This is a genomic window from Cytobacillus sp. BC1816 (assembly GCF_051353635.1).
GTDB lineage: Bacteria > Bacillota > Bacilli > Bacillales > Cytobacillaceae > Cytobacillus > Cytobacillus oceanisediminis_C.
In genome coordinates this window covers 719,411-744,027 of the sequence record NZ_CP195611.1, presented here as the reverse complement: position 1 = coordinate 744,027, position 24,617 = coordinate 719,411, and the positions used below count along the sequence as shown (strand labels likewise).

Genomic DNA, 24,617 nt, shown 5'->3' with positions numbered 1-24,617 from the left:
TTTGTCTTTTGCACTCTTATAAAGGACAAAACCCACTTCTTAAATTATGTATCTGTTTTAGACTGAATGCTGCCTTTCTTTCTTGTTCCTGGCAATAAGAACACCTAAAAAATTTAACCCGGACCCTATTAAATTCATTATGGTGTTTCCTGCCTTACCAAGTTCATCAATGGTTAAGCCAATCAAAAAACTTCCCAAAAGAATAAGTAAAATAACAGAATATAATCTCAAATCTGTTCAGTCCTCCTAGCTCCTATTAACTTCTATTGGTGAAATTCCCATTATCTCAATAAGAAAAAGCTGCCGAATGACAGCCCAGGATCCCGCTAGCGAATTGATTAAATGACACCTTCAGATCAGTCATTTTTCCGGTTTCAGAATAGTTCTTTGCAGGGGAACGCCCCCCATCGAAACATTGCGTTCTATAAAAATATAGGTCTTGCCATCAATAATGAATTTTCGATTCCCTATATAACTGGCATCTCTCCCTTGATTGACAAGTTCACTCTGTATTGCTTCAACATACTCTTTAAAATCCACATACCTCTCATCCAGATCAATGGTGATATGATTTTTTCTATAGCCCATAAGCCAATTAAAACCAATCAGGCATATACCGAGTATGGCCAAAAATAATATGATTTTCATATTAATGTATCACCTTCCTTTAAATTCTTTTTTCCGCCTATATCTAATGTATGATTTAGTAGGTGTTACGTTTCATTTAAAGAAAAAGATTCCTCTAGTTTATTTGACTTCAAAAAAGAAATAAGTTTCTCATCTCTTTCCCTTGATAACTTACCTAACCAGATTAAATGTCCCCAAGTATCAAGTACACTGATTTCAGAGTGTGGAATATTTTTGTGGGCATGATAAGGATGTTTCAGTGGAATAAAACCGTCATTTTTACTATGAAGAATCAAAACAGGACTGGAGATGGATCTTAAATCTCGGCTGGTTAATTCCTTGGTTTGTTTAATGTCAATAAGAAAACCACTGCCTGATCGCTGACGATTATTCATCTTGTTGAATTCCGCCACATCGGTGTCACCAATTCTTTGTTTAATGTCCTCTTTTGAGAGGGAACTAAACTGCGAAGACATCATGTTGAACATTAGCTTTGAAAAGGAATTACTGAAAAAACCAAGCATCTTCCATGTGAACCCTTCAACAGATGGCCGAAAGATAATGTGTGCTGCCTTATACTCCAGATCCTTAGGTGTCAGCCATTCCTTTGAAACCGCACTCTCTAAGGTAAGGCTTTTGACTCTTCCTGGAAATAAAGAGGCAAATCGGATTCCTGTTGGGCCGCCAGCCGATATAGCTATTACATGAGTTTGCGTAATTCCAAGATGATCTAACAACTTTGCATAATATTCACAAGAAGTGACTAAACTTTCTCCCAGTTCTTTTGAAGTCTTTCCATATCCTGCTCTCGATGGGGTAATAATGGAATAACCATTCTCCACTAAACCTTTATAGCCAAATTCTTCGTTGCAATTTGAGTGGCCTCCATGAAATACAAAAATAGGCTCCCCTTTCCCAATAACGGAATACTCGATGGTCATATCGTCTATTGAAAATAATTCAACACTTCTCTCCACACTTTCATCTCCCTGATTACTTATCTCTCTATCTCAATACTAACATAATATTCCAGACACTAAAAAAACAGAGGGCTATTTTAGTTCCTCTGTTTTTTCCTGCTAACCTATAATCCCTTTTTTACCTTCTGCTCCATCAGCTGGGCCACTTGCGCAGAATTAAGATCATTCTCTTCATAGAGTTTATGAATGATGTTTTGATAGTCTCTTACATTCCTGTTCTGGCTTAATTTATCGGCAGCTTGAATTTCCTTTACCTTAATCTTGAATCCAACAATTCCTTTTATCTGCTGTTCTAAAAGCTCCGGAGAAAGCTTATCCCATAAGACAGGATTTTTGCGATGTTTTTCATACTTTTGAAGCAGCATGGCCAGGTCCTGCTTTAATTCCTCTTCGCTCAGAATACTGGCTTCTCCATATACATGGACAGCCTGATAATTCCATGTCGGGACATTTTCTTCCTCATACCAGGAGGAAGAAATGTAAGCATGTGGCCCCTGGAACATCACCAGCACATCTTCAGAGGCTCGGAATGTTCTCCATTGCGGGTTTCCATAAGCCATATGCCCTGTTAAATAGAACGTATCTCCTTCTTTTATTAACTGCAATGGCAGATGAGTGGCAATGGGTCTTCCATGTTTGGTCGTGACCATCGTGCCAAACGAGTTATTTTGAACAAACTCCCATATTTCATCCGCACTTGTGACTTTATAATATTTAGGAATATACATGATCATCCGCCCTTCGAAAAAATCATTTGAGAATCTTGGCCATTATAAAATCTGTTTGTTCTTCATCACCCATATAAAAGGAGTGGGCTCCCGTTTGGACAAATCCCATTTTCTTATAAAAGGCAATTGCCTTTTCATTTTCTTCCCATACACCTAGCCAAATTTTCTTCTTATTGCGTTCTATCGCGAATTCCAGTGCTTTATTGATTAGGTATTTACCAAGCCCCTGTTTCTGAAAATGGCTTCTGATATAAACCCTCTCGATTTCGAGTGCTTCATCGCCCATTTCTTCAGTCTGAGCCTCATCTGTATTAACCTTTAAATACCCGGCAGTCTCGCCTTCAAATTCAACAAAGCAGAACTGTGATGAAACTTGAGATAGTTCGGTTTCTAATTGCTTTAGGTTAAATGCCTTTTCCAGATAGGCTTCCATATTTTCGGGTGAATTCTGTTCCTTAAACGTCTCATTAAAGGTTTCATAGCTAATTTCCTGAAGTCTATTTAAATCTTCAAGCGTACATTTTTTCATATTTATAGTCATTATGCCTCTCCTTAATAATTTCTCTTGTTCCCCTTTTTCACATATTCCCAGTCTTTCTCTACATTTTTTCTAACTCTTTGAAGCAGACTGAAAATGATATCTGCTTCTTTTTCGGTGAATCCCTCTAAGGCAATCGCATTGGAATAGTCATGTTCTCTTTTTATAAATGGAAAGGCTTTTTTCCCTTTCTCGGTTGGGAAGAGCTTCCTGATTTTTTTGTTTTGTTCATCCTCTTTCTTTTCTATAAATCCAGTCATTTCAAGCTTTTTAATCGCACGGGCTGCCGTTGTCCGATCTACTTTTATCATCTCAGCTAGCTTTTCCTGAATAATTCCTGGATTTTCACATATTCGCACAAGGTACAGGTACTGCCCTTTTGTAAGGTCAAGCTCTTTAAATTCGATATTGCTTATGGAATCCAGCGCCCTCGCGATCATGCCAATTTCACGGAGAATTTCCAGCGTACTCAACTCCTTAACTCATTTTTTGCTGTAAATGCAATAATAATGCTGTATATTTAAACTACCTTATTTTTGTTGCATTTGCAATAAAATAAGATGATTTGTAGTCCCGGCTATGAAATTCAATGGTCCAATTGTCAATGGACCTTTATTAACCGTTTGTTTAGATAGAAAGAGCACTCTTTCACCACAATAAACAACCTATCGCCCCATACGCATATGATAAAATAAATAAAAATGGGAGGTGTTTTATTTGCCGGATTGGTCGTATCATCCTATTTTTAAGCCCATACTCCAGAAGCTTCCGCCTTCCTTCAGCCGGGAGCTTATCCATCGCGGAATGAGCATGATTTCATCCAGCCGTATAGGGGATGGATTAATCGAATTTCTTGGTCATATGGAACCCTCCAGCAAGCTTGCAAAAAATTTATTTGGCGTTCATTTTTCCACTCCAGTCGGACTAAGCGGCAGGATTGATCCTCAATTATCGGGGATGAAGGCTTTTCAGAATCTGGGGTTTGGTTTTATTGAAATTGGCCCAGTTTCCATTCGAGGGTCATCAGAAGAACTATATATAGACCCGAAACAAGAGAAGATACATAGATTAACTGACGCTTCAATGGAGTTAACGGTAGCTAAGGAACAGCTGCTTTCTCTAAAGAAAAAGAAGATTCCGCTTCTTATAAACGTTGAAGGAACTCATCAGGAAGCCCTGCAAATTTGTGAAGAATTGCTTCCATTTAGCGACGGATTTATTTTGGGCAGCCATACTTTTCAATCAGCGAGCCAGTTTAACCAATTTAAATACGAATTAAATAAACCTATCATCCTTTCTATTTCTCAGGATGACACTCTCAGCCTGGACTATAGCCCGGACGGAATTCTTCTTACAGGCAATGATTCACTGGAAGAACTCATTTATAAGCTGTCAGCTCTCAGGAAGCTGTACAGCGAAGAATTGCCCATCATCACTTCAGGCTGTGTTAAAGAGCCTTCAGATTCTATTAAACTGCTGGAAAGCGGAGCTTCTTTAATCATGTTAGGAGATAAGTACATTTTCACTGGTCCTGGATTGCCGAAGAGGATTAATGAGGCTTATACAAGTACATTTCCGAAGGAGCCTGTCGAAGCGGATGGATGGCGCTGGTATTGGCTGTTTGGCTTAGCTATTGCCATTGCAGGGTTCATAGCCCTGTTTTTCAGCATGACTTCAGTGATCCTTCCCTATGATGAGAGCTTTCTGGGGATCTTTAGGAAAGATATTATTTATTTTAACCCTGCCATTTTATACTTTATGGCTCATGACAGAATGACGCTGTCAGGAACGATGATTTCAGGAGGAATCATCTATATGCAGCTTGCCAGGCATGGTATAAGAAATGGCCTCCACTGGGCAAGAAAAGCAGTAAATATAGCAGGAACTATCGGATTCCTGGGAATTGTCCTGTTTATTGGCTACGGTTATTTCGATTGGCTCCATGGGCTTTTTTGGCTTATTTTACTGCCCTTGTTTATATTGGGATATGCAAAATCCAGGACAGCAAGCGCATCTCCCTCCAGTTCAAATCTTTTCAACAGTACGCAGTGGAAGCTGAGCTTATTCGGCCAGCTTTGCTTTGTGATCCTGGGGTTTTCATTAGCTATTGGCGGGATCGTTATTTCCGTCATTGGAGCTTCACATGTATTTGTACCAACGGACCTTACTTATCTTTGCCTGACCCCGGAAGCTCTGAACGAGTTTAACGATCGGTTAATTCCTGTGATCGCACATGACCGTGCGGGATTTGGTAGCGCACTTTTAAGTGTGGGCTTGCTCGTCTTGATGCTGGCTTTATGGGGGATCCGCGAGGGGGAAAGATGGGTGTGGTGGACATTCGCCATTGGGGCCATTCCGGCATTCGCCGCCGGGATCTTAACTCATTTTTTTATTAACTATACGGATTTTATCCACCTGCTTCCTGCTTACTTCGCATTGCTTTTATATGTGATTGGCGTTATCACAACTGCCCCTTTTTTATTTAAAAAATAGTGGCAGCAAATAAAATACCGGCGGTGCCAGAACTGGACACCACCCGGTTTTCACCCTATTAATCATTCTTTAACAGCCGCTTCTTCACCTGTTTGATTTTCATGATGGGGTTTCACTCTTTTAATAAAGAAAGCAAGTATGAGTGCAATCACCGCAATCAATGCAGAAATGAAGAAAGTGAAATTAATGCCATGCAGCATCGCCTCATTCATGATTTGCTGCTGCATATCAGCTGCGGCCTGTGCAGAGGGCTGAGCTGCACTGGCACTCATATTGGCCAGTGTGTCACCAGCCAGTTCCTCTGCTTTTTCTTTCGTGCGGTTGTTCATGACGGTAATCAGCAGCGCGGATCCAATGGCGCCGGATACCTGCTGCAGCGTATTATTCATAGCGGTTCCGTGCGGATTATTTATCGCCGGCAGCTGATTCAACCCATTTGTCATGACTGGCATCATGACCATTGACATCCCGAACATCCGAAAGGTATACAGCAGAACAAGGGTAGAATAGGCCGTATTCATGCCGATTCTGCTGAAGTAATAAGATGTCACAACGGTAATGGCCAGCCCAATCACCGCCAAAACTCTTGCCCCATACTTATCAAAGAGTTTCCCTGTAATGGGAGACATGATCCCCATAACAATCGCTCCCGGAAGCATCAATAGACCCGAATCCATTGGTGAAATACCGCGGATGGTCTGTACATAGATGGGCATCAAAATCATCGCGGAAAACATAGCAACGGCTATCACGATTGAAATGGCCGATGAGAGGGCAAACATCGGATATTTGTAGATGCGAAACTCAAGCATAGGATCATCCATCCGAAGCTGACGAAGTATAAAGGTAATTAATGCAAGTGCCCCAATCACAATCGTGCCGTACACGAGGGGACTATCCCATCCTTTTTCCCCTGCTGAACTAAAGCCATAAAGCAACCCGCCAAATCCGATGCTTGATAAAACCAGGGAGATGAAATCAAGCTTAATAGCTCTCTGCGGTGTGATATCTTTTAATTTAAAGACTGCAAAAACTACGGTTAGCAGAGCAATTGGCAGAACAAGGTCAAATAACATTCTCCAGCTGTAATGTTCAATCAGCCAGCCTGAAAGAGTCGGCCCAATCGCAGGAGCTGTAATCATGACAAGACCAAACATCCCCATTGCTGCCCCTCTTTTTTCGACCGGAAATGCGGTAAGCATGACATTCATTAATAATGGCATCATAATCGCGGATCCTGAAGCTTGAATCATCCGAGCCCCTAATAACACACCAAATGCAGGCGCAATACTGGCGAGGAATGTTCCCAAAGTAAATAATGCCATGGCTGTAATGAATAACTTCTTATCAGAAAATCGCTGAATGAAGAATGCACTCGCCGGTATTAAAATCCCGTTAATAAGCATATAGCCTGTAGACAGCCATTGTACGGCAGTTGCATTCACCTCGAACTCTCCCATAATGGATGGGAGGGCAACGTTCAGCAATGTTTCATTCAATATCGCAACAAAAGCCCCGATAAATAAAATGGCGATCATGCCATATGGCGGTTTGTTTTGACCCGTATTGGTTTCCTGCGACATATAGAATCAATCCTTCTTTCTATGTTAAATATAGACTTGTTTATCGGATACACCCAACCGGGTCAGACCCGAATGAGGCCTTCCCGTAAAACGTTTTTCAAAAACGGGCTTGGTTCGCCTACGCTGTAGAGCTGCAAATCATGCATAGCTCTGGTGCAGGCGGTGTAGAAAACTCGGCGCAGGCTTTCATCACCATAGACATGCTCGGACGCATCATAAATGATGACGGCATCAAATTCGATGCCCTTGGATAAATACGACGGTACGACAACCACTCCTTGTTCATATTCAGTCGAGTTGCTTTTCAGGAGTTTAATTCCATCAACGCCAGTAAGGGCCTCATATGCACGCAAACTTTCTTCAGCCGATTTGCATATGATCGCAATACTTTTAAACCCTTGGCTTCGTAAATCCGCGACTTTAGAGGCGATACAGCTGTGCAGCTCCGCTTGATCGGCTATTTGTTTCAGCTCGGGCCGCTTGCCGCTGCGATCAAAAGGGATGATCCTTTCACCGTTTGGAACGAGTCTTCGCGTAAATTCAATGATCGGCTTTGTGGAGCGGTAGCTTCGTGCTATATTGATCACTTCTGTTTCATCCGGTCCGTAGAGACCGGCAAGCGGTTGAAAATCAGCCATTTCGCTGGCATGGGCAAATATCGCCTGATTAAAGTCGCCGAGGACCGTCATCTTGGATGCAGGAAACAGGCGCTTCAGAAACTCAAATTGAAAAGGCGAATAATCCTGCGCCTCATCAACGACGATGTGCCTAATCGAACTGTTCGTCTGAAATCCTTGAATCTGCTCCTTCAGATATAAAAACGGGGTAGCATCTTCATAAAGCAGGTGACCTTCATCCAGCATTTCCAGCGTCGCCTGGCAAATATCTGCCCATTCCTCTGGCGGCTCCCCTTCTGTCCATTGTTTGATCTGTATGGGATCAGCAAAAACCTGCCTGTATATCGCCTTGAAATCGATAACGCGCAACGCACGGATTCGTTTTCGCAGCGGCTTCAGCTTTTTCCGGACAATCAAGCGGGCTAACGCTTCAGGCTCGATTTCATAATCATGAATCGAATCTTCTTTAAAGCCGCGCTTTTTAGCGAGATAGGCATGTGCCTTATGATATTCCTCATTACTGAGCAGCTCGATTTCCTCTTGTACCCACGGCTTATTCCGTTCCGCCTTTTCAGCTTCATTGATACGGTTAATGAGCCAATCCATCAGCTTTTCAAGTCTGTTATGAAAGCGAAGTGAAGTGTCGCTGCTATAAAACCTCTCCGCCATTTGCTTCGAAGAAACAATCGGCTTTCCTCTGAAGATTATGTCCTTAAATAGCATTCCAGATAGCTCCAGCGACTTCATGTATGCATGGATCGCCTCAAAAAAGCGGGCAGATGCTTTGAATTGAATGCCTGCAACCCTTGCCCTGTAGGAAGAGGTATGGGCTGCAGTTAACACATATTCCAGCTGCCCGTATGGATTTTCAACTTCAAACTCTTTACTCAGCCGATGGTCCAAATATTCCTGGAAGGTGACCTGCTGCATATTCTCTTCACCAAGTTCCGGCAGCACATTGGACACATAACTGTTAAACATTGAGTTAGGCGAAAACAAAATAATTTGCTCCGCATTTAGATTATCCCGATCTTTGTACAGCAAATAAGCAATCCGCTGCAGGGCAGCCGATGTCTTGCCGCTGCCAGCCGCACCGTGAACAATGAGCAGCCTTCCCTGATCATGACGGATGATTCGGTTTTGATCCTGTTGAATGGTAGCTACAATATTGTGCATATGTTTGTCAGTGCCCTTGCCCAGAACCTCCTGCAGGATCTCATCGCCAATGGTGAGACTTGTATCGAACATGGACTGAAGAACACCGCCGCGGATAAGATATTGCCACTTCTTCTCCAATCTGCCCTGAATCGTGCCTCCGGGTGTTTCATACTTAGCAGGACCGGGCTGGTAATCGTAGTAGACACTCGAGATCGGTGCCCTCCAATCGTAAATAAGGAAATTTTCGCCGCTGGCATCTCTCAGCGAGCTGATGCCAATATAGATTTGTTCCTGTTCTGATGAACCTTCTTCCTTAAAATCAATACGGCCGAAGTAGGGAACCTCCTCCATCCGGCGCAGCGTGGACAATCGCTTGGATGCATGTCTATGAGTGCTTTGGCTGACCGAAAGAGCTTGAGCCTCCTGCCTCAACCCGATGATGGTCTCGAGGTAATCATCGAAGGTATCAATATTCACCCTGACTTCATCCCAAAAGTGTTTGCGGATATGAACCACTTCGTTTTTACGCCTGGAGGTCTCTTCTTCCAATCTGCTGACTTCCTCCGCAATTGTCCCCATGACATTGTCCAATCGTACTTGCTCCTGCTGAAGTTTCGTATTCATAGCAAACACTCCTTAAAAAAAATTTATAAAAGGGTTGACAAACGAATCGATTGCATTATATAATTAAGATAGGGAAAATATATTTAAATTTTATTATATAATGCACATCTATATTAATTTACCACAGGATTTCACTTTTTTCAATGGTATTTACTTAATTCTTTAATTGTCGATTTCGACAGAGCCGTATTTAACATTTCAAATGTTAAGTACGGCTCTTTTTATTTTTTAACACCCTTGTACTGATCCCCGCCACTTTAGCATCAGTACAATTTCTTAATAACTTTCCACATAATACAGCCATTGTTTCCACCATCGTTACTAATCGTATTCCTTTTTAATTTAATTAAGACAAAAGAATTCATGCAGGTCTATTCCCTTTATTCCCTCACCAAGCCCTTTCAATAACTGATGCCGAATCCCAAGGCAAGATCCACATCCGGATCCTCCCTTTTCCCAAAATAAAAAGCCGGCCATAAAGTAGTTTTGTGCATGACTTTGCACGAACTATTTTATGGCCGGCTAATCTTTAAGCAGGTTATCCTGCTAGTTATCCATCTCACCGTTATACTTTTTAAAAAGACATAGAGTCAGGCAATTATACATTATGTAACATCCATGAACTTTTATTTATATCATTATTGAGCGTAAACCCCTCTGACTTTAGGCTAACTGACTTTACGTAAGCTTTTTCACAAAAACCGCTCCAACAAAGGAATAAATTTCTCATGCGCATAAATGCCTTCAGATTCTGAAATAGCTTGAAAAAGAACAGCATGTAAAGATTCTGTTAATAGGTTTAAAGAATGCTGGACAGAACCATTCTCAAATTTCTCCAATGACTCAGGCAATTCATCCTCATCTAAAATAAAATATTCTCCATTCGGAAGCACCAGAATATCGATTATTAAATCTTCAAAAGATACCATTCTATCGCTTATCCATGTGTTTTTTACGATGTTAAAATAGGAGCCTAAATAATTTCCTTTATGGTCTCTCCAGAAATATAAATTATATGGGCGTTCTTTCCAGTAATAAGCAATTGTATAACTGCCTTTCGGTATAGTTAATTGAGCTTGATTGGTTTTCATTGTAAAAGTGTCTTCAATAATATGAAAAAGCACCACGTTTTTATTTTGTACAGTCAGCAGCATACAATTATATTCCACGACCTCGGAATCATACCTTATTTTTCTTTCTATTATTTCAGCCCCATTGAATTGATGAGTTCTTAGATTTGTTATAGCTCAAACCTCCCAACGGCAAATAAGAACCAGGCAATATGTATTTACAACATTAAATTCATTATGAACTGTTCTCCAATTGGCCCCATTTTTCTGCGTCCTGTATCCTGATATCCCACTTTTACATACAGTTTTTGGGCTGCAATGTTTTTGTAATTAACAGCTAATACAATTTCATTACAGTCAGGGAATTCGTCAGCAGTAAATTTTTTTAGTAATAACATAGCCTGCTTTGCATATCCTCGTCCTTGTTTAGCCTGGTTGATGGATAATGATGTTAACAGCATCGCCTGCGGATTGTCCGAATACTCCGTTACTCTTTCCGTTGAATGCAATAAAAAGAAGCCCACTGGTTCTCCATCAAAAAGGATAACGATCCGGTGCTGGCCTTCTGTTACTTCTTTATAATTGCTTGGCAGCGAAGTAAATTGAACCTGCTCTTCAGGAAGCTCAAAAGAATTTAAAATATCCATATGTTCACCAGTGAAATGTTTTAACTCCAAATAATTTGTTTTTTCCATTTATTCTCCCCCTCAGTTTAATAGTAAGACAAGAACAAATGTTTGTACAGTTAAAAATTTAGTCATTAAATCAAAACAAACAAGCTGCCTTGATGGCAGCTTGCACTATCTTTTCTTGCATTTTATCATGAAGAAATTTATTGATGGTTTATTTTTCATATCCTTATTTGGCTCGTCAACTTCTGAAATCTCTATCAGGCCATATTGTCCAAATTCTTGTTTTATGGTGTCAAAATCATAAAAAAACATTTTCACACCGTCCATGATCTCAAAATAGTCTTTATCCAACTGTTTGCCCTTGCCAAACATGGGGGCTTTTTTTGAAACAGCAGTAAAAATCATATAGCCATTTGGTTTTAACTGTTCATAGCAATCTTTAATAAACTTCTCTCTCTCCTCCTTATTTAATAAGTGAATAAGTGCATGGGAGAATACACCAGTGTAAAGTTGTTTATCAAAAGGCATGTCAGTTACTGAGCCATGAAAAATTCTGCTGTCAATCCCATGTTGCCTCGCCAGATCAATGGCTGTTTTTGAAATCTCAATACCTGTCACATTTATGCCATTTTCCTTAAAAACCTTCGCATTTCTTCCATATCCAAAACCCGGCAACAGTATATCCTTAACATTCTTTTCAAGGAAAAAGTCCTTTGTTAAGATAGCGGAATCTGCAGCCTCAAACCCCCACATCGTTTGCTTTTCTATAAAACTTGATTCCCAGAATTCCATTAATCCTATCTCCTTTATATTTTAATTTTTATTAGGGTGCTAAGATGCTAACACTTATTTAATATTTATAATAGATATAAAGACTCTTTAATAACTATAATTTGTTTTCTTCTTTTTGTAAATGTAATTACTTTACAGTATTTTCATTATTACACTTGTTGAGCTGGGCTGAAATTATCACATGTAGCTGATAACCAATGATTACAGCCCAGCCTGCCCCGTTATAAAGTAAGAATTATAGGTAAAAGAAAAAAGCTTACTCAATTCAGCTAATTGAATAGCTATGAGTAAGCTTTTAATAATTAGTGTTTTTGCAGTAAGCTGGTCATAAGCCCCTTATCCAGGCTGCCTTTTCCTGTTGGCTTTGGCTCATCATGCCACCAGTAGGCTTTTTCCGGATTTTTAAGGACTTCATTTACCTCACTCGGATGTTCAACGACTGGAGCGGAGCCGCGAAGCGACCTGCCTGCAGTCTCTCTTACAAACAGAGTGACAACTACAATTCCCAATGCACACATGCCCATCAGGTAAAATGCCGGTACCATTTTATTATCGGTTATACTCACCAGCCATGCCACAAGCAGCGGCGTTGTTCCTCCAAAAAGTGATGTCGCCGTATTATATGTGATGGCAAGTGCGCCGTAACGTACTTTCGTGAAGAATAAAGATGGCAGAGTAGCCGGCAAGGATCCCTGCAAGGTGGACAGCAGCGCCCCAAGGATCAGCAATCCAAAAAAGGCTGCATAAATATTGCCTGAACGAACCAGCATAAATGCTGGAATGCTTAGTATAATCGCTCCCAATAAGCCTGCTTTTAATATTCGGTTCCTGCCAAAGCGATCACTTAAATGCCCCATTGCCAAAACCATAGGAACCATTGCAATCATGACCAGCACAAGAAGCAATAAACCTTTCTGTTCACTGTAGCCAAGTTCTTCTGACATATACGAAGGCATATACGTGAGAACGGTGTAACTCATTACATTATAAAATATAACGATTGCTGTACAAATTAATAGCGCCTTCCAATGCTCAGCAAAAATCTCTCTTAAGGACGAATGTTCTTTTCTTTCTTCTATGGTTTGATTCATCGCCTCAAAAGCTGGAGTTTCATCCAAATGATTACGAAGGTAGAAACCGATTATGCCAAGTGGAGCAGCAATGAAGAAAGGTATTCTCCAGCCCCAATCCACCATCGTCTCACTTCCAAGAATAGATGTCAGCAGGGTTACAAGGCCGGCCCCCGCGATAAACCCTACCAGTGTTCCAACCTCTAATCCACTTGCCATAAAGCTGCGATTTTTATCGGGAGTGCTTTCCGCAATGTAGGTCATTGCCCCCGCATACTCACCTCCAGTTGAAAAACCTTGAACGAGTCTGGCTAATAGCAATAAGACCTGAGCAGTAATCCCAATTGTTGCGAAACTGGGTATTAAACCAATACTAAGGGTGGCAGCCGACATCAGAATCATGGTGATTGCCAGAACATTCTTCCGTCCAATACGGTCACCCATCATTCCAAAAAACATACCCCCGAGCGGACGTGCTATAAAAGCCACTGCGAAAGTAGCAAAAGCATATATTAACTGAAAGGATGGATCAATTTCCGGAAAGAAAACTTTCCCAATTGTAACGGCTAAGAAGGAATAAATACCAAAATCAAACCACTCCATCGCATTCCCGATAGATGTACCCATCATAGACTTCTTTGCGACACTGCTGTCCACTACTGATATATCTTTTTTCTCTACATCTCTTGGCTGCTTATTCACATTTCCCCTCCTGAGTATCATTTAATAGATAAAAGTTTTTTCCCTATCTCTCGCCTATAAAACAATACAAATTTTGGTAATATCCAAAAAACCTTTATCAATACCTTCGACTGAATTAAACAAAAAAGCCGCCTTATTTGGCAGCTAATCTTGAATAAAAGCGGTATTGTTTACGTCAAACCAATTAGTAGTTTTTCCTAAGATTAGATCGTCTTTGAATAATCCATCATATATAACAGATAATTCATCCGGAAAGTTCACTTTCCCAGCATCATTTACAAATCGGATTCCCTTTATCTTTTTTAGTTCATTCATACAAGGTACACCGCTGACAGAATCTGCAAAGTAGAAATAACCCGTCCACCGAGTATCGCTGAAAAAGAAATTTCCCTGATACACCTCAGTAAGTACATGAACGGTTAATCCGATTTCCTCTTTTACTTCCCGTTTTGCACACTCGGAAGGGGTTTCGCCTATTTCCTGTTTCCCCCCTGGAAAATTCCACAGATCCCCTCTATCTTGTACTACTAAAATATGATGGTCCTCATCTTTTATCAGGACGCGAGTAAAAATATTTTGCATATACGCTTTTTCCTCTCATTTTACGGTATAGAAGATACAGCTAAATGAATAAAAGCTGTTGCCAGAACTTAATAAACCATGGTAAAGCTAGAGTACAGTACCAATTTTGGCTCTCTTATTTGTTTATAAAGGATAAGGCCCGGCATAATCGAAATGATCCATGTAAACATGCCCGTAGGGAAAATAAAAAACCTGAATTCGCAATCCAAAGTATAACGACAATCAAATGAAAAAATAATAAAGACCAGGATAGTATTTTCATAAGTTCTCTCCAATTTGTATTGAAAGCAGCCGAATAAATTTTTGAATCTTATCACAGGAGTTACTCAGCAAAGGCACCTGCAATTATTTCACTTTTGGAATCTATTAGAAAGAATTGCCGAAAGCAAATATTCAGCGTCCAATCCTACTCCGCAAATCAAAGCCGAGCCTCGCTGATATTGCCAGGGTAAGCCTATAAAATATAGGCCCCTAACTTCAGTGATCCCCCTTTTATGTATTGGTTTTCCTTCATTAGAGATGACACCATTTATATTAATCCAATCGTATGAAGGAACGAAACCAGTGGACCAGATGATACTATCGAATTTCCTCCGAGTCTGATCTTCAAATAGAACTTCTATATCATTGACGCGTAAAACTTTAGGTTTTACATCAATCTTTTTGATTTTTATGTATTTTTTCAGTTCCTTTCCAAAAATCGGGTCCTTCTGTTTTTGAAACCAGCCGCCTTTTACTGTATCTTTTCCTGCAAACAGCAGACCGAGTTTATCCAGCCAATAAAAAATACTTCTTCCAAGTATTGTTAACGGCAAAAACTTCATACTGTGGCTTACGGCTATTGTGACGCTCTTATCTTTTGCTAATTCCACAGCAATTTGTGCCCCGGAATTGCCGCCGCCCACAACCAATATCTCACTTCCTGGCACTTTATCTGGCGAATGATATTCAGAAGAGTGAAGCTGAAAGGTATTTGCCCCCTTGTTTATGCCAAGAGGTATATAAGGTTTTTGAAATGCTCCAGTTGCAATGATTACTTGTTTAGCTATCATGTTCCCGCTATTAGTTTCTAAGAGAAATGCACCATCAGACTGTTTATTTAACTTAATTACGTTAGTGTTAAGCATGACTGGAAGATCAAAATGCCTAACATAGTCATTCAAATAGTCAGCCATCTCATCTTTCGATGGAAGTTCTTTTGATGAACCTCCCATTTGTAATCCTGGCAGACTGCTATATCGGCGAGGGGTAAACAAGACCAGGGAATGGTACCTTATTCTCCAGGAGTCCCCCACTTCCCCACTTTTTTCTAATATGACAAAGGATGCATTTTCTTTTTTTAAATAATATCCCATTGCTAATCCTGCCTGACCTCCACCAATAATGGCCACTTCATAATTTATTATAGTTCTCACTCCTCTCCCACAAAAGCTATTCAAATATCGATTTGAATATTATTATATATAATAACCAGAAAAAGGAATACACATTTTAAAAAGAAAAACAGCGGCCTCTTGGCAGCTGTTCATAAAAAAATGGAACTTATTATTAGATGGCTGAAATCTTTACTGAACCGGCGGCCCCTTTAAGTCAATTGCATAGTTGTAATACAAGTACCATCATTCTCAAAGGTTGAAATTTCTGATTCCGATGTTTTTCCATCATACTTAATCCTTATTTGATATGTTTCATCTCTTGGGAGCCATAGATCGAAAAACCCATTTCCCTGGGACTTTACTTTTTCGTTCAATATTACATTGCCTTCCGCATCTTCAATATATACATCAAAATCTGTATCAGCTAATTCACCTTGACAACCTGTCAAGCTATGATTAGTTCAAGGATGGGTTTCATTAACATAAGGTGCAATAGAAACGAAAAACTCTTCTTTCGGCAGATCATAGACTAATTCTTCACCATCCGCTTTTTTTACCACTAGCTGCTGTGAGGTAATCGAAGCAGACTCGCTCTTAATGTTTCCTGCACTATAATCATTCACCAATTCTTTGATGTTTTCAGCCTTCAAAGCGGCCTCATCATTTGAATCGGCTTGTCCACAGCCAGCTAATACAATAGAAATGACTAAGACAGCCAGAAATATTTTTACCTTCATCTTTTTTCACATCCTTACTCTGTTTCTCCTTATTAACTATTGCCAAAGTATACAATAGCAAATAAATATGGAGAAATTATGGAGAGATGATTTGGAGCACCCGCTGCTAACTAAGCAATTCGAATGTAACTATGCTAAAGTTATCTATGCATAGATATTTTCAGAGGCTGTGAGTCAAATTGAACTTAATCGAAAAATTATATACTCTTATAATATTTTTAGCAGTGGTTATTGGTATTAGTATAGGGCAAGCAGAGTTAATAAGAGCTAATGCGGAAAGTTTTATTATGCCTTTATTAGCAGCAATGCTATATATTACATTCTTACAAATCCCTATTGAAGATATCAAGATAGCTTTTAAGAACATAAAATTTACATACACTTCAATCATCATAAACTTTGTCTGGACCCCCATCCTAGCATGGCTGCTGGCAATGGTATTTTTGGGCGATACTCCAACACTATATATTGGATTTATTATGCTGATGGTTACACCATGCACTGATTGGTACCTAATCTTTACAGGCATAGCAAAAGGAAATGTTGCCTTATCAACTGCTATCCTGCCTCTAAACTTGATCTTACAGGTCATATTGCTGCCTATTTACCTCCTAATCTTTGGCAGAACGACAGGAGTAATAGAACTGGAGTTTTTAATTGAAAGTATTCTGGCTGTGTTAATCATACCGTTAGTTCTAGCTGTTTTAACCAAGATTCTCTTAAAAACCAAGAATCAGTTAAGAGAAAGCCTTGTATCCAACCTTAGCGTGCTGCCAATTGTTTTTCTTAGCTTTGCCATCGCTGCAATGTTTGCATCACAGGGACAATTATTGCTTAATCATTTAGATTTACTGTGGAAAATAACAATACCTGTCCTTTTGTTTTTTATAATTAATCTTTTTTTCAGTCAAAGAGCTGGACAGCTTATGAGATTTCCGAACTCCGACAGAGCCAGTTTGAGCTTGACTACTTTAGCCAGAAATTCCCCGATTGCTTTAGCCATTGCTATGACCGCATTTCCAGACCAGCCTTTGATTGCGTTAACCTTAGTAGTTGGCCCTCTACTGGAATTGCCTATCCTGGCCGTCATCACCCATATTTTATTATTTATCACTAAAGAGAAAAGAATATAAAAAAAAATGAAAGCACACATGTGTGCTTTCTTAACTTGCCTCAATAGCACAAAAAAGGGTTGTTAATCTAACATTTATGTGAATACATTAGTTATAAAACCCCTCATATCTTCCCTTCTCTAATCTGCCCAATCAGCTTCTCCAGCCAAAAAATAGCGTGCTCTGCTTTGGTCGACACATACCCGCCAAGGAATTCTATCAGTTTCTCATTATCTTTATCTTTTTCGATCAGCTGTTCAAAACTTTTATAATACTCCCACTTAGCCTTGGAGCTCTTTAATTTCTCTTCAAGGATTGCGATTGCTTTATCCTTATCCACATATTTGATGTTGGCCAATCCCACCATCATTTCACCGATCGAATCGGCCGTTTCAAACAATTTGTAGATTTTAATCGGCAGTTCTTCCCGGCCTTTAGCCGTGATTTCAAATATTTGTTTATCCGGCCGATGTTCTTCTTTAATTATTTCGACTGTTTCAATCAGGCCTTGTTTTGCCAATGAATCGAAATGGTAGTACAGCTTGCTCTCTGTTAATCCAGCAAGCTGATCAAATGGAATAGGCTCTGAAAGCTTCTTTTTTATATTATAAGGATAATTCTTACCCTCCATCAGTTTGGTTAATATAAATATTTGAATGGTCATTCTTTATGCTCCTTCAAGAGAATTACCCTTATTTTAGCAAAATAAAGCCGGCTTTTCAGCCTCATCCTTTACCTCTCCAATATTAAAACTCCCTTAAAGCAGTCAGTCCACCTGCCTTAAGGGAGCTTTTATTCCTTACTTGTACACTTTCATCGGCAAACTCGTTAAGGACTGGCCAGTGGCTGATGCCGTTAAATTTTTTTCTAATTCAAACCCTTTCACTGGTTCGATGCTGGAGAACTTTTTCACGAAGGTCTCCAGTGCTATTTTCATTTCCAGGCGTGCCAGGGGTGCACCCAAACAGAAATGCGGGCCATTTCCGAATGTTAGATGCTTTTTATTGTTAGGACGGTGTATGTTTATAGAAAAAGGTGCTTCAAACATCCGATGGTCCATATTGCATGCACTCATCCACGCAATAACGACATCCCCTTCTTTTAACTCAACGCCCAATAAATTGTTATCTTTTCTCACAGTACGGTCTCTTCTCGACATATGAAAACGGTAACGGAGCATTTCTTCAACTGCGTTTGGCACTAATTTCAGGTCTTTACGCAGTTCTCCATATAGAGACTTATCATCATAAAGCAATGAATAAAACGTATTGGCAATCGCATGACTGGTTGTTTCCACACCTGCGCCTAAAAGCAGCATGGTCACCTGCACAATTTCCTCATCGGTAAATTTTTCACCATCTACTTCAGCTTGAATTAAATCAGAGATAATATCATCCGAAAGATTCGACCGCTTTTGAACAACAATGGGATAGAGATATTGGAAATATTCTTTCGCAGCATTCTGTTTTTGAAGCTCTATGTCTTCCAGTCTATCTTTATCGTAAGGCTGGAAAAGGATATCCACCCATTCTTTGAATTGAGCCCTGTCCTGTATCGGTACGCCGAAAAGATCTGCAATAACCATACTAGGCAGCGGGGCTGCCAATGCCTCTACAATATTAACTTCAGTATTTTCCTGGATATTCTCTGCCAGCTCCTCGGCGATCTGCTCGATGCGCGGCTCCCAATTCTTCAAACTGCGGGGAGTAAAAGCTGCTGCTAGCAAGGAACGCCCTTTCCGATGATCCGGCGGATCTACAAGTGTAAGATTTGTTAAAGGCGACGCTTTCTCATGCTTGTCATTTGCTCCAACAAATATTGTTGTTCTCGGCCCGGCACTTGAAAAAAATTCATAGTTGCCCAGCACCTGTTTCACACCCTCATAGGTAAACACATTCCATGTATTCGTTTGTTCATGATAATACACCGGATGATGATGAAGCATGTCCTTGTACCACTCAATAGGAAAAAACTCCTCTGCACGTGACTGAAAATTTGTAATCTCGTTTACAGGAATGACTTCTTTCAACATACTATTTCTTTTCCTCCTTTAAGATGATGGGGATTCACTGGGCTGCACCAAAATAAGGGACCTGAGCAATTTTAAGGTTTAATAACCCACTAAGGTAAATGTACCTTCCGTTATTACATTACTCTAAACAAAGTAGTTTAAAAAGAGTATTTCTGGCTAAAGATTTCCACCTTTTATTTGAGGGAAAATTTATATATAGTCCATGTAACCTACATATAGGAAGAGGATATTTCAGAAACAAGATGTATCAGCTCCAAAAAATGCAGCCTCCTATGGAGTCTATATAGAGTCTGCAGCTCATGAGATAGGTACATTTTCGATTCATCTGCCCAGAATTAGTATGACAAGTGGCATATCCAGAAAAAACACAGGCGAATTTTAACTTTTAGGTGCTTAACCATATGTTAAGGTAATAAATATAGGGGTGAGTCCCTTGTTAAATTAGGTTTAAAAGGAGGCCTCGTCATGATTATCAAGCGGATTCGACACAGATAATTAACAGAGGCAGGCCAAACATACTCCAGAAAGAATTTGATCTGCAACATTAGGAACGGTGATAAGATAATACGGAGGTATAATATGAGTGAACAGATAATGAAGATAAATAAAGTGGAGATATGTACAGAGAGCTTTGGAAACTCTAACGATCCAGCAATTCTTTTGATCATGGGCGCAATGACTTCACTGGACTGGTGGGATGAGGATTTCTGTCTCCGCCTTGCTGATCAGGGGAGATTTGTGATTCGATACGATCATCGGGATCTGGGACGATCAACCATTTATGAACCTGGTACTTCCAATTATACAATAACGGACTTGGCTGACGATGCGGCCGGTGTACTGGATGCTTACCACATAGAGCAGGCACATATCGTTGGCATGTCCATGGGCGGTTTGACCGGCCAGATTCTTGCCTTAAGATATCCGGACCGTGTACGGTCACTTACGCTCATTGCATCAAGTGTGTTCGGGACCGAGATGGAAAAGCTGCCTCCAATGGATCAGAACATACTTGATTACCACGCGAAGAGTGCCTCCATCGATTGGTCGAATCGGGATGCTGCAATTGCTTATCTCGCGGGCGGATGGAAAACCTTAGCCGGCTCCAAACCATTCGAGCAGGAAAGAATATATAAACTTGCTGCAAGAGAAGCAGATCGCGCCAAACATCTGCCAAGCAGATTTAACCATGCCATGCTGCAAGGTGGAGACGTATATTTCGATAGAATGGATGAGATCTGTGTACCGGTTCTCATTATTCATGGCACGGAAGACCCAGCCCTCCCATACGAGCACGGGCTTGCTCTTAGGAAAGCCATCCCTCATTCGGAATTAGTGACACTTGATGGAACTGGACATGAAATTCATAGTGAAGACTGGAATCAGATTATAGATTCTGTTGTAAAGCTTAGTTCGAGATAAGAAGAATAAGTGGAATAAAATACCCCTTCACGACTGAAGTCTTGGTTTTAGTAGTATTTACGAGTTTTAATTTAAGGAAAGTTCAAAGCCCAATTTCTCAATGTTATTAACGGGAAATTGGGCTGCGTTTATTTCAGAATCACGGCATTATAATAAAGCAGCCACTGTGGTAAGTGCATTTGTTTACAAATTTCAGATTACACTCTATCAAAAAGGGCTAAAGCCTATCCAGCAATATTGCCCCTTTCATAAAGAAAGACTCATTTCTTATTTCAGAAAGCGGCAGATTGTTGAAGCACTTAATTACTATGACTTATGAGCTAAAGCACCCGTTTGTTTAAGTACATTCCTTGGAAAAACCTGTCATTTGCCATATCTATTATCACAGGAATGCTGCCTTTTCATATTAGCTCAACCAGCAGAAGGATAAAATAATGTTGATATTGAATATACATTAATAATCAATTACTGTTTTAAATCAACAAAATTAGAGGAGTTATCCTAATGAATAATATTTTTGAGGTCTTGTTTTCAGAAGAAATTTTAAAACGCATCGACAACTTAAGCGCAAATTCAAAACCATTATGGGGAAAAATGGATGTCGCCCAAATGTTAGCTCATTGCTCATCCTTCCAAGACATAGCTATGGGCTATTCTATGCCTCCAAGAGGTTGGTTAGGGCTATTAGTAGGTTGGTTTGCAAAAACCATGTTTTATAATGACAAGCCCCTACCACATAATATGTCTACTATTCCAACCATTTTAATAACCGATAAAAAAGATTTTGAAATAGAAAGAGAAAAATTGAAAGAAAAAATTACAGCCTTCCAAAAGAATGGACCAGAGGCTTGTACAAGTCACCCACATCCTTTTTTCGGAAAACTTTCTTCCGATCAATGGGGACATGGAATTTATAAGCATCTTGACCACCATTTAAAACAGTTTGGGGTTTAGTTACGGGAAATTAATTATGGACGTAAATCCTTAGATTAACACCCCGGTAAATTTGGATTGGATAATAAGGTTTGAGCTTCTACCATTAATAAATTGACGGATTTTCTTATACTAACCTGCCCCTTTTGTTGCATAAGAAAAAGCTGCCTGATTAGCAGCTGATCTTGGACGAAAGCACCCTTTAGTTGAATAAGGTAAATGCGACTAATAGCTATTGAGCTTCACACCTGATACTAGAAGAAAAATGACTTGACCATTATTCTCTCTTCTCGAAGTAGTGGATAGGGCGGATTTCAATCCTCCAGTTAAACTGCTCACCTGCATCCAATTGTGTGGTCGGATGTAAGGAGGCCACCCTAATTGCTTCCTTAATGTCAAGTGCCTCTATGATGAACACACTGCCTATCATCTCATTTGTTTTGGCAAAAGGACCCTCAGTAACCTCGACCTTTCCGTTCATCCGCTTCAAGCATTTTACTTCTAAGTCAACACCAACATCCATAATTACTTGACCGCTCTTGTAAAGTTCCTTTAGGTGGGGTTGACATTCGCTCAGCACAGTTTCGATCTCCGCCTTGGGCATGGCATCCATTTTCTCTGGGTTGAAGTAACCCAAACACAAGTATTTCATTTTAACGTCTCCTTTTTATAGAAGCAGTTTTTGATTCTAATGGTAATCTGTACTATTAAAAAAATTCGACTAGTCTTTATAAAATCCTTCTTGAACTATCCTGCCCTATAGTTGAATAAAAAGAACGGCTATAATGGCAGCCGTTCTTTAAGTAATGCGCCCGTTAGTTGAATAACTGATAAGCCTTTACAATAAGACATAAGATAATTAAGCTCCAAATCAAAACTATTAGTGAACCAACTATCCAATTTTTCGGCTTACCATTTTTCATCATTTCTTCTGCTTTAACTTTACAGTCAGACATTACATTTTTTGGTATCATCTTTAATGCAAACATAATTCCCAACGGAACAATAATTACATCGTCTAAATAACCAAGAATAGGTATGAAGTCAGGTATTAAATCGGCTGAACGCATATGCAACAACACAAGCTGTAAATGCCTTAGCATACCAAGGTGCTCTTTCATCTTTGTAAGCAAAATAAAGAATGAATACTTGCCGCTTTAAATTCTTCGCCCAAGCCTTTATTTTCTCCATTTTGTCTCCTTTTTACTGTTAAGATTATCTTTTCTATCATAACAACTTTAGTAAACAATACTTCCCCGTGTACAACAGTAAAACCATTCCGCCTATTACCTCCGATGCCTAAAATACTTGACGCAATTCAATCTGACCTTCCCCATGTCCTTGAGGGTCCGGCATCCGCATGGCCCATTCGATGGCATCTTCCCTCGACTTCACATCAATCAGAATGAACCCGGCAATCAAATCTTGCGATTCTGTAAATGGGCCTTCGGTAACCACCGGCCTTTCCCCTGAATTCGGAAAAGAAATGCGAATTCCATTTGAACTTGGATAGAGCCCTTTAGCCATAACCCGCACGCCTGCCTTGACTAATTCCTCATTGTACTTCGTCATGGCTTCCATAAGCTCAGGGCCCGGGAGCTGATCGGCTTCCGAATTCTTCGAGGCTTTGACAATCAGCATAAATAACATATAAATTTTCTCCTTCTTGTTTAGAGGCAAATCACTATTTTATTTCTTCTTCAACTATCCACTTCGTTAGTCCAATAAGGAATTCAACAATAAAGGCGGTTAATCCTTCTTGGATCAACGCACCCTTTAGTTTAAGTAGAAACCCTCACAATCTTTTCTCTTTACCTAACAATATCTAATCTCTTAAATGTGTTGGGGCATTACAAAAAGACGTCCTCTTATTAAAGAACAGCGCCCGAATACGGAATTTGAATAAAATATTACTTTGTCTGCCTATTTTACCTAAAGCTTTTTATGGGCAAAAAGCGATTAAGCGTCTTTTAGGTACTTAACATGTTTTTTCTTATGGCAACAATTGTTATCAATCATTCCCTAATTGCTCTCATTCTTACCATTTGAATAAATATTCATATGAAACAAACAATATAAGTAATTAAGCTGAAAAATCAGGAGGGATCACATGCTAAATGTATGGGAAACAGTTATGGATACCATGAAATCGATGACAGATCAAGATGAAGATCAACCTCTTCATGTAGGAGAAGTGATGGCATGCTGGATTTATTTAGCAGGCCTTGAATTAGCAAAGGTTTCTGTTCAAGCAGGTATAAACACCACTACGGATAACGAACTAAAAGCAATACTTGAAGAAGACATGAAACTAGGGAACAGTCAGAGAGAACGACTTCATGATTTTATGATTAAGGAAGGAATTACATTACCTTCTGCCCCTGAAGATATGCCAAAATCAGACCCTAACAGTGTTCCGCTCGGTGTTAAATTAACGGATGATGTAATTGCAAACGAATTATCTTTAAAAATTATTAGCTTAATTATGCGTGCTGCTAGTGCTGCTTCAGAATCGATTCGTTCAGATGTAGGTATATTGTTTATTCAGTTTCAAGCAGAAAAATTAGCTTTCGCGACTAGATTAAAACATTTAATGCGCAAGCGCGGATGGATTAAAGTCCCACCTTTTTACGTCCCACCTGGTTCTCAACAACCTTTAGGCTAAAATTCTATAGTGATATCTACATGAGTGATAAAGGTAGAAATTAGGAAAAACAAAAACAATCAAAGGAAATTTTAGGTTTACATAAACACAACTTTAAAGGTAGAAAAACGCCAAACCCATATGGATTGGCGTTTTATTTTTTCT

Annotated in this window: 24 protein-coding genes and 1 pseudogene; 5 read left to right on the top strand and 20 right to left on the bottom strand. The window is 39.7% G+C overall.

Translation table 11 applies throughout. The annotated features are described in order from the left end of the window. Nucleotides 1–57: 57 nt before the first annotated feature. The 6 genes from ACR42H_RS04020 to ACR42H_RS03995 all read right to left on the bottom strand — a co-directional run bounded on the left by ACR42H_RS04020 (nucleotide 58) and on the right by ACR42H_RS03995 (nucleotide 3,313). Complete coding sequence (locus ACR42H_RS04020) at nucleotides 58–231, bottom strand: serine kinase (RefSeq protein ID WP_436374797.1); 174 nt, start codon at nucleotides 229–231, stop codon at nucleotides 58–60. A gap of 129 nt (nucleotides 232–360) precedes the next feature. After that, on the bottom strand, nucleotides 361–648 hold the full coding sequence (locus tag ACR42H_RS04015; protein ID WP_113885440.1) for a hypothetical protein: 288 nt from the start codon (nucleotides 646–648) through the stop codon (nucleotides 361–363). Nucleotides 649–713: 65 nt separating this feature from the next. Next, complete coding sequence (locus ACR42H_RS04010; protein WP_436374796.1) at nucleotides 714–1,604, bottom strand: alpha/beta fold hydrolase; 891 nt, start codon at nucleotides 1,602–1,604, stop codon at nucleotides 714–716. Between the two features lie 107 nt (nucleotides 1,605–1,711). After that, entirely contained in the window at nucleotides 1,712–2,335 is a 624-nt protein-coding gene (locus ACR42H_RS04005; RefSeq protein ID WP_436374795.1) for an FMN-binding negative transcriptional regulator, read from the bottom strand. 22 nt (nucleotides 2,336–2,357) lie between these two features. After that, entirely contained in the window at nucleotides 2,358–2,876 is a 519-nt protein-coding gene (locus ACR42H_RS04000) for a GNAT family N-acetyltransferase (protein WP_113885437.1), read from the bottom strand. Between the two features lie 11 nt (nucleotides 2,877–2,887). Continuing rightward, the gene (locus ACR42H_RS03995; protein ID WP_113885466.1) at nucleotides 2,888–3,313 is read right to left on the bottom strand and encodes a MarR family winged helix-turn-helix transcriptional regulator; all 426 of its coding nucleotides are present in this window, start codon (nucleotides 3,311–3,313) and stop codon (nucleotides 2,888–2,890) included. A gap of 277 nt (nucleotides 3,314–3,590) precedes the next feature. Here ACR42H_RS03995 and ACR42H_RS03990 point away from each other — a divergent pair, with 277 nt between their 5' ends. Then, a complete protein-coding gene (locus ACR42H_RS03990) occupies nucleotides 3,591–5,366 on the top strand; it encodes a dihydroorotate dehydrogenase (protein WP_436374794.1) in 1,776 nt (591 codons plus the stop codon). 62 nt (nucleotides 5,367–5,428) lie between these two features. On the opposite strand, the gene ACR42H_RS03985 is transcribed toward ACR42H_RS03990, so the two are convergent. From ACR42H_RS03985 to ACR42H_RS03945, 9 genes are all read right to left on the bottom strand, one after another. Continuing rightward, nucleotides 5,429–6,949: a DHA2 family efflux MFS transporter permease subunit gene (locus ACR42H_RS03985; RefSeq protein ID WP_436374793.1), complete on the bottom strand. Its 1,521-nt coding sequence runs from the start codon at nucleotides 6,947–6,949 to the stop codon at nucleotides 5,429–5,431. 62 nt (nucleotides 6,950–7,011) lie between these two features. After that, nucleotides 7,012–9,348: an RNA polymerase recycling motor HelD gene (helD, locus tag ACR42H_RS03980; protein WP_436374792.1), complete on the bottom strand. Its 2,337-nt coding sequence runs from the start codon at nucleotides 9,346–9,348 to the stop codon at nucleotides 7,012–7,014. A 692-nt stretch (nucleotides 9,349–10,040) separates the two neighbouring features. After that, nucleotides 10,041–10,592 carry a DUF402 domain-containing protein gene (locus ACR42H_RS03975; protein WP_436376832.1) on the bottom strand — a complete coding sequence of 184 codons (552 nt, stop codon included), beginning with the start codon at nucleotides 10,590–10,592 and terminating at the stop codon, nucleotides 10,041–10,043. A 44-nt stretch (nucleotides 10,593–10,636) separates the two neighbouring features. After that, nucleotides 10,637–11,113 (bottom strand): GNAT family N-acetyltransferase, encoded by a 477-nt coding sequence (locus ACR42H_RS03970; RefSeq protein ID WP_436374791.1) that lies wholly within the window; start codon nucleotides 11,111–11,113, stop codon nucleotides 10,637–10,639. Nucleotides 11,114–11,218: 105 nt separating this feature from the next. Continuing rightward, nucleotides 11,219–11,842 carry a class I SAM-dependent methyltransferase gene (locus ACR42H_RS03965; protein ID WP_113885431.1) on the bottom strand — a complete coding sequence of 208 codons (624 nt, stop codon included), beginning with the start codon at nucleotides 11,840–11,842 and terminating at the stop codon, nucleotides 11,219–11,221. A gap of 302 nt (nucleotides 11,843–12,144) precedes the next feature. Further along, nucleotides 12,145–13,635 carry an MFS transporter gene (locus ACR42H_RS03960; protein ID WP_436374790.1) on the bottom strand — a complete coding sequence of 497 codons (1,491 nt, stop codon included), beginning with the start codon at nucleotides 13,633–13,635 and terminating at the stop codon, nucleotides 12,145–12,147. Between the two features lie 123 nt (nucleotides 13,636–13,758). Continuing rightward, nucleotides 13,759–14,196 carry an NUDIX hydrolase gene (locus tag ACR42H_RS03955; protein WP_436374789.1) on the bottom strand — a complete coding sequence of 146 codons (438 nt, stop codon included), beginning with the start codon at nucleotides 14,194–14,196 and terminating at the stop codon, nucleotides 13,759–13,761. Nucleotides 14,197–14,546: 350 nt separating this feature from the next. Further along, nucleotides 14,547–15,602: a flavin-containing monooxygenase gene (locus ACR42H_RS03950; RefSeq protein ID WP_436376830.1), complete on the bottom strand. Its 1,056-nt coding sequence runs from the start codon at nucleotides 15,600–15,602 to the stop codon at nucleotides 14,547–14,549. A 179-nt stretch (nucleotides 15,603–15,781) separates the two neighbouring features. Further along, nucleotides 15,782–16,309: a CueP family metal-binding protein gene (locus tag ACR42H_RS03945; protein WP_436374788.1), complete on the bottom strand. Its 528-nt coding sequence runs from the start codon at nucleotides 16,307–16,309 to the stop codon at nucleotides 15,782–15,784. 179 nt (nucleotides 16,310–16,488) lie between these two features. On the opposite strand from ACR42H_RS03945, the gene ACR42H_RS03940 reads away from it, so the two are divergent. Beyond that, nucleotides 16,489–17,442, top strand: a complete 954-nt coding sequence (locus tag ACR42H_RS03940; RefSeq protein WP_436374787.1) for an arsenic resistance protein — start codon at nucleotides 16,489–16,491, stop codon at nucleotides 17,440–17,442. A 103-nt stretch (nucleotides 17,443–17,545) separates the two neighbouring features. Here ACR42H_RS03940 and ACR42H_RS03935 read toward each other — a convergent pair whose 3' ends face one another. After that, entirely contained in the window at nucleotides 17,546–18,085 is a 540-nt protein-coding gene (locus ACR42H_RS03935; protein WP_113885425.1) for a PadR family transcriptional regulator, read from the bottom strand. A gap of 135 nt (nucleotides 18,086–18,220) precedes the next feature. Continuing rightward, on the bottom strand, nucleotides 18,221–19,453 hold the full coding sequence (locus ACR42H_RS03930; protein ID WP_436374786.1) for a cytochrome P450: 1,233 nt from the start codon (nucleotides 19,451–19,453) through the stop codon (nucleotides 18,221–18,223). Nucleotides 19,454–20,032: 579 nt separating this feature from the next. Here ACR42H_RS03930 and ACR42H_RS03925 point away from each other — a divergent pair. Further along, complete coding sequence (locus ACR42H_RS03925; protein ID WP_436374785.1) at nucleotides 20,033–20,875, top strand: alpha/beta fold hydrolase; 843 nt, start codon at nucleotides 20,033–20,035, stop codon at nucleotides 20,873–20,875. A 504-nt stretch (nucleotides 20,876–21,379) separates the two neighbouring features. After that, entirely contained in the window at nucleotides 21,380–21,829 is a 450-nt protein-coding gene (locus tag ACR42H_RS03920; RefSeq protein WP_436374784.1) for a DUF1569 domain-containing protein, read from the top strand. Nucleotides 21,830–22,085: 256 nt separating this feature from the next. On the opposite strand, the gene ACR42H_RS03915 is transcribed toward ACR42H_RS03920, so the two are convergent. From ACR42H_RS03915 to ACR42H_RS03905, 3 genes and pseudogenes are all read right to left on the bottom strand, one after another. Then, the gene (locus ACR42H_RS03915; protein ID WP_436374783.1) at nucleotides 22,086–22,460 is read right to left on the bottom strand and encodes a YciI family protein; all 375 of its coding nucleotides are present in this window, start codon (nucleotides 22,458–22,460) and stop codon (nucleotides 22,086–22,088) included. 163 nt (nucleotides 22,461–22,623) lie between these two features. Next, nucleotides 22,624–22,951, bottom strand: a pseudogene (locus ACR42H_RS03910) (YkvA family protein). Nucleotides 22,952–23,107: 156 nt separating this feature from the next. Continuing rightward, nucleotides 23,108–23,458, bottom strand: coding sequence for a YciI family protein (locus tag ACR42H_RS03905; RefSeq protein WP_436374782.1), 351 nt, complete (start codon nucleotides 23,456–23,458; stop codon nucleotides 23,108–23,110). Between the two features lie 460 nt (nucleotides 23,459–23,918). Here ACR42H_RS03905 and ACR42H_RS03900 point away from each other — a divergent pair, with 460 nt between their 5' ends. Continuing rightward, nucleotides 23,919–24,473: a DUF3231 family protein gene (locus ACR42H_RS03900; RefSeq protein ID WP_113885795.1), complete on the top strand. Its 555-nt coding sequence runs from the start codon at nucleotides 23,919–23,921 to the stop codon at nucleotides 24,471–24,473. Nucleotides 24,474–24,617: the final 144 nt, after the last annotated feature.

What these genes read in the sequence shown, in the direction of transcription:
- ACR42H_RS03935 (WP_113885425.1), bottom strand. Translation starts at nt 18,085, where the DNA reads ATGACCATTCAAATATTTATATTAACCAAACTGATGGAGGGTAAGAAT.
- ACR42H_RS03985 (WP_436374793.1), bottom strand. Translation starts at nt 6,949, where the DNA reads ATGTCGCAGGAAACCAATACGGGTCAAAACAAACCGCCATATGGCATG.
- ACR42H_RS03970 (WP_436374791.1), bottom strand. Translation starts at nt 11,113, where the DNA reads ATGGAAAAAACAAATTATTTGGAGTTAAAACATTTCACTGGTGAACAT.
- ACR42H_RS03915 (WP_436374783.1), bottom strand. Translation starts at nt 22,460, where the DNA reads ATGAAATACTTGTGTTTGGGTTACTTCAACCCAGAGAAAATGGATGCC.
- ACR42H_RS04000 (WP_113885437.1), bottom strand. Translation starts at nt 2,876, where the DNA reads ATGACTATAAATATGAAAAAATGTACGCTTGAAGATTTAAATAGACTT.
- ACR42H_RS03965 (WP_113885431.1), bottom strand. Translation starts at nt 11,842, where the DNA reads ATGGAATTCTGGGAATCAAGTTTTATAGAAAAGCAAACGATGTGGGGG.
- ACR42H_RS03900 (WP_113885795.1), top strand. Translation starts at nt 23,919, where the DNA reads ATGCTAAATGTATGGGAAACAGTTATGGATACCATGAAATCGATGACA.
- ACR42H_RS04015 (WP_113885440.1), bottom strand. Translation starts at nt 648, where the DNA reads ATGAAAATCATATTATTTTTGGCCATACTCGGTATATGCCTGATTGGT.
- ACR42H_RS03995 (WP_113885466.1), bottom strand. Translation starts at nt 3,313, where the DNA reads ATGATCGCGAGGGCGCTGGATTCCATAAGCAATATCGAATTTAAAGAG.
- ACR42H_RS03920 (WP_436374784.1), top strand. Translation starts at nt 21,380, where the DNA reads ATGAATAATATTTTTGAGGTCTTGTTTTCAGAAGAAATTTTAAAACGC.
- ACR42H_RS03905 (WP_436374782.1), bottom strand. Translation starts at nt 23,458, where the DNA reads ATGTTATTTATGCTGATTGTCAAAGCCTCGAAGAATTCGGAAGCCGAT.
- ACR42H_RS03955 (WP_436374789.1), bottom strand. Translation starts at nt 14,196, where the DNA reads ATGCAAAATATTTTTACTCGCGTCCTGATAAAAGATGAGGACCATCAT.
- helD (WP_436374792.1), bottom strand. Translation starts at nt 9,348, where the DNA reads ATGAATACGAAACTTCAGCAGGAGCAAGTACGATTGGACAATGTCATG.
- ACR42H_RS04005 (WP_436374795.1), bottom strand. Translation starts at nt 2,335, where the DNA reads ATGTATATTCCTAAATATTATAAAGTCACAAGTGCGGATGAAATATGG.
- ACR42H_RS03930 (WP_436374786.1), bottom strand. Translation starts at nt 19,453, where the DNA reads ATGTTGAAAGAAGTCATTCCTGTAAACGAGATTACAAATTTTCAGTCA.
- ACR42H_RS03960 (WP_436374790.1), bottom strand. Translation starts at nt 13,635, where the DNA reads ATGATACTCAGGAGGGGAAATGTGAATAAGCAGCCAAGAGATGTAGAG.
- ACR42H_RS03925 (WP_436374785.1), top strand. Translation starts at nt 20,033, where the DNA reads ATGAGTGAACAGATAATGAAGATAAATAAAGTGGAGATATGTACAGAG.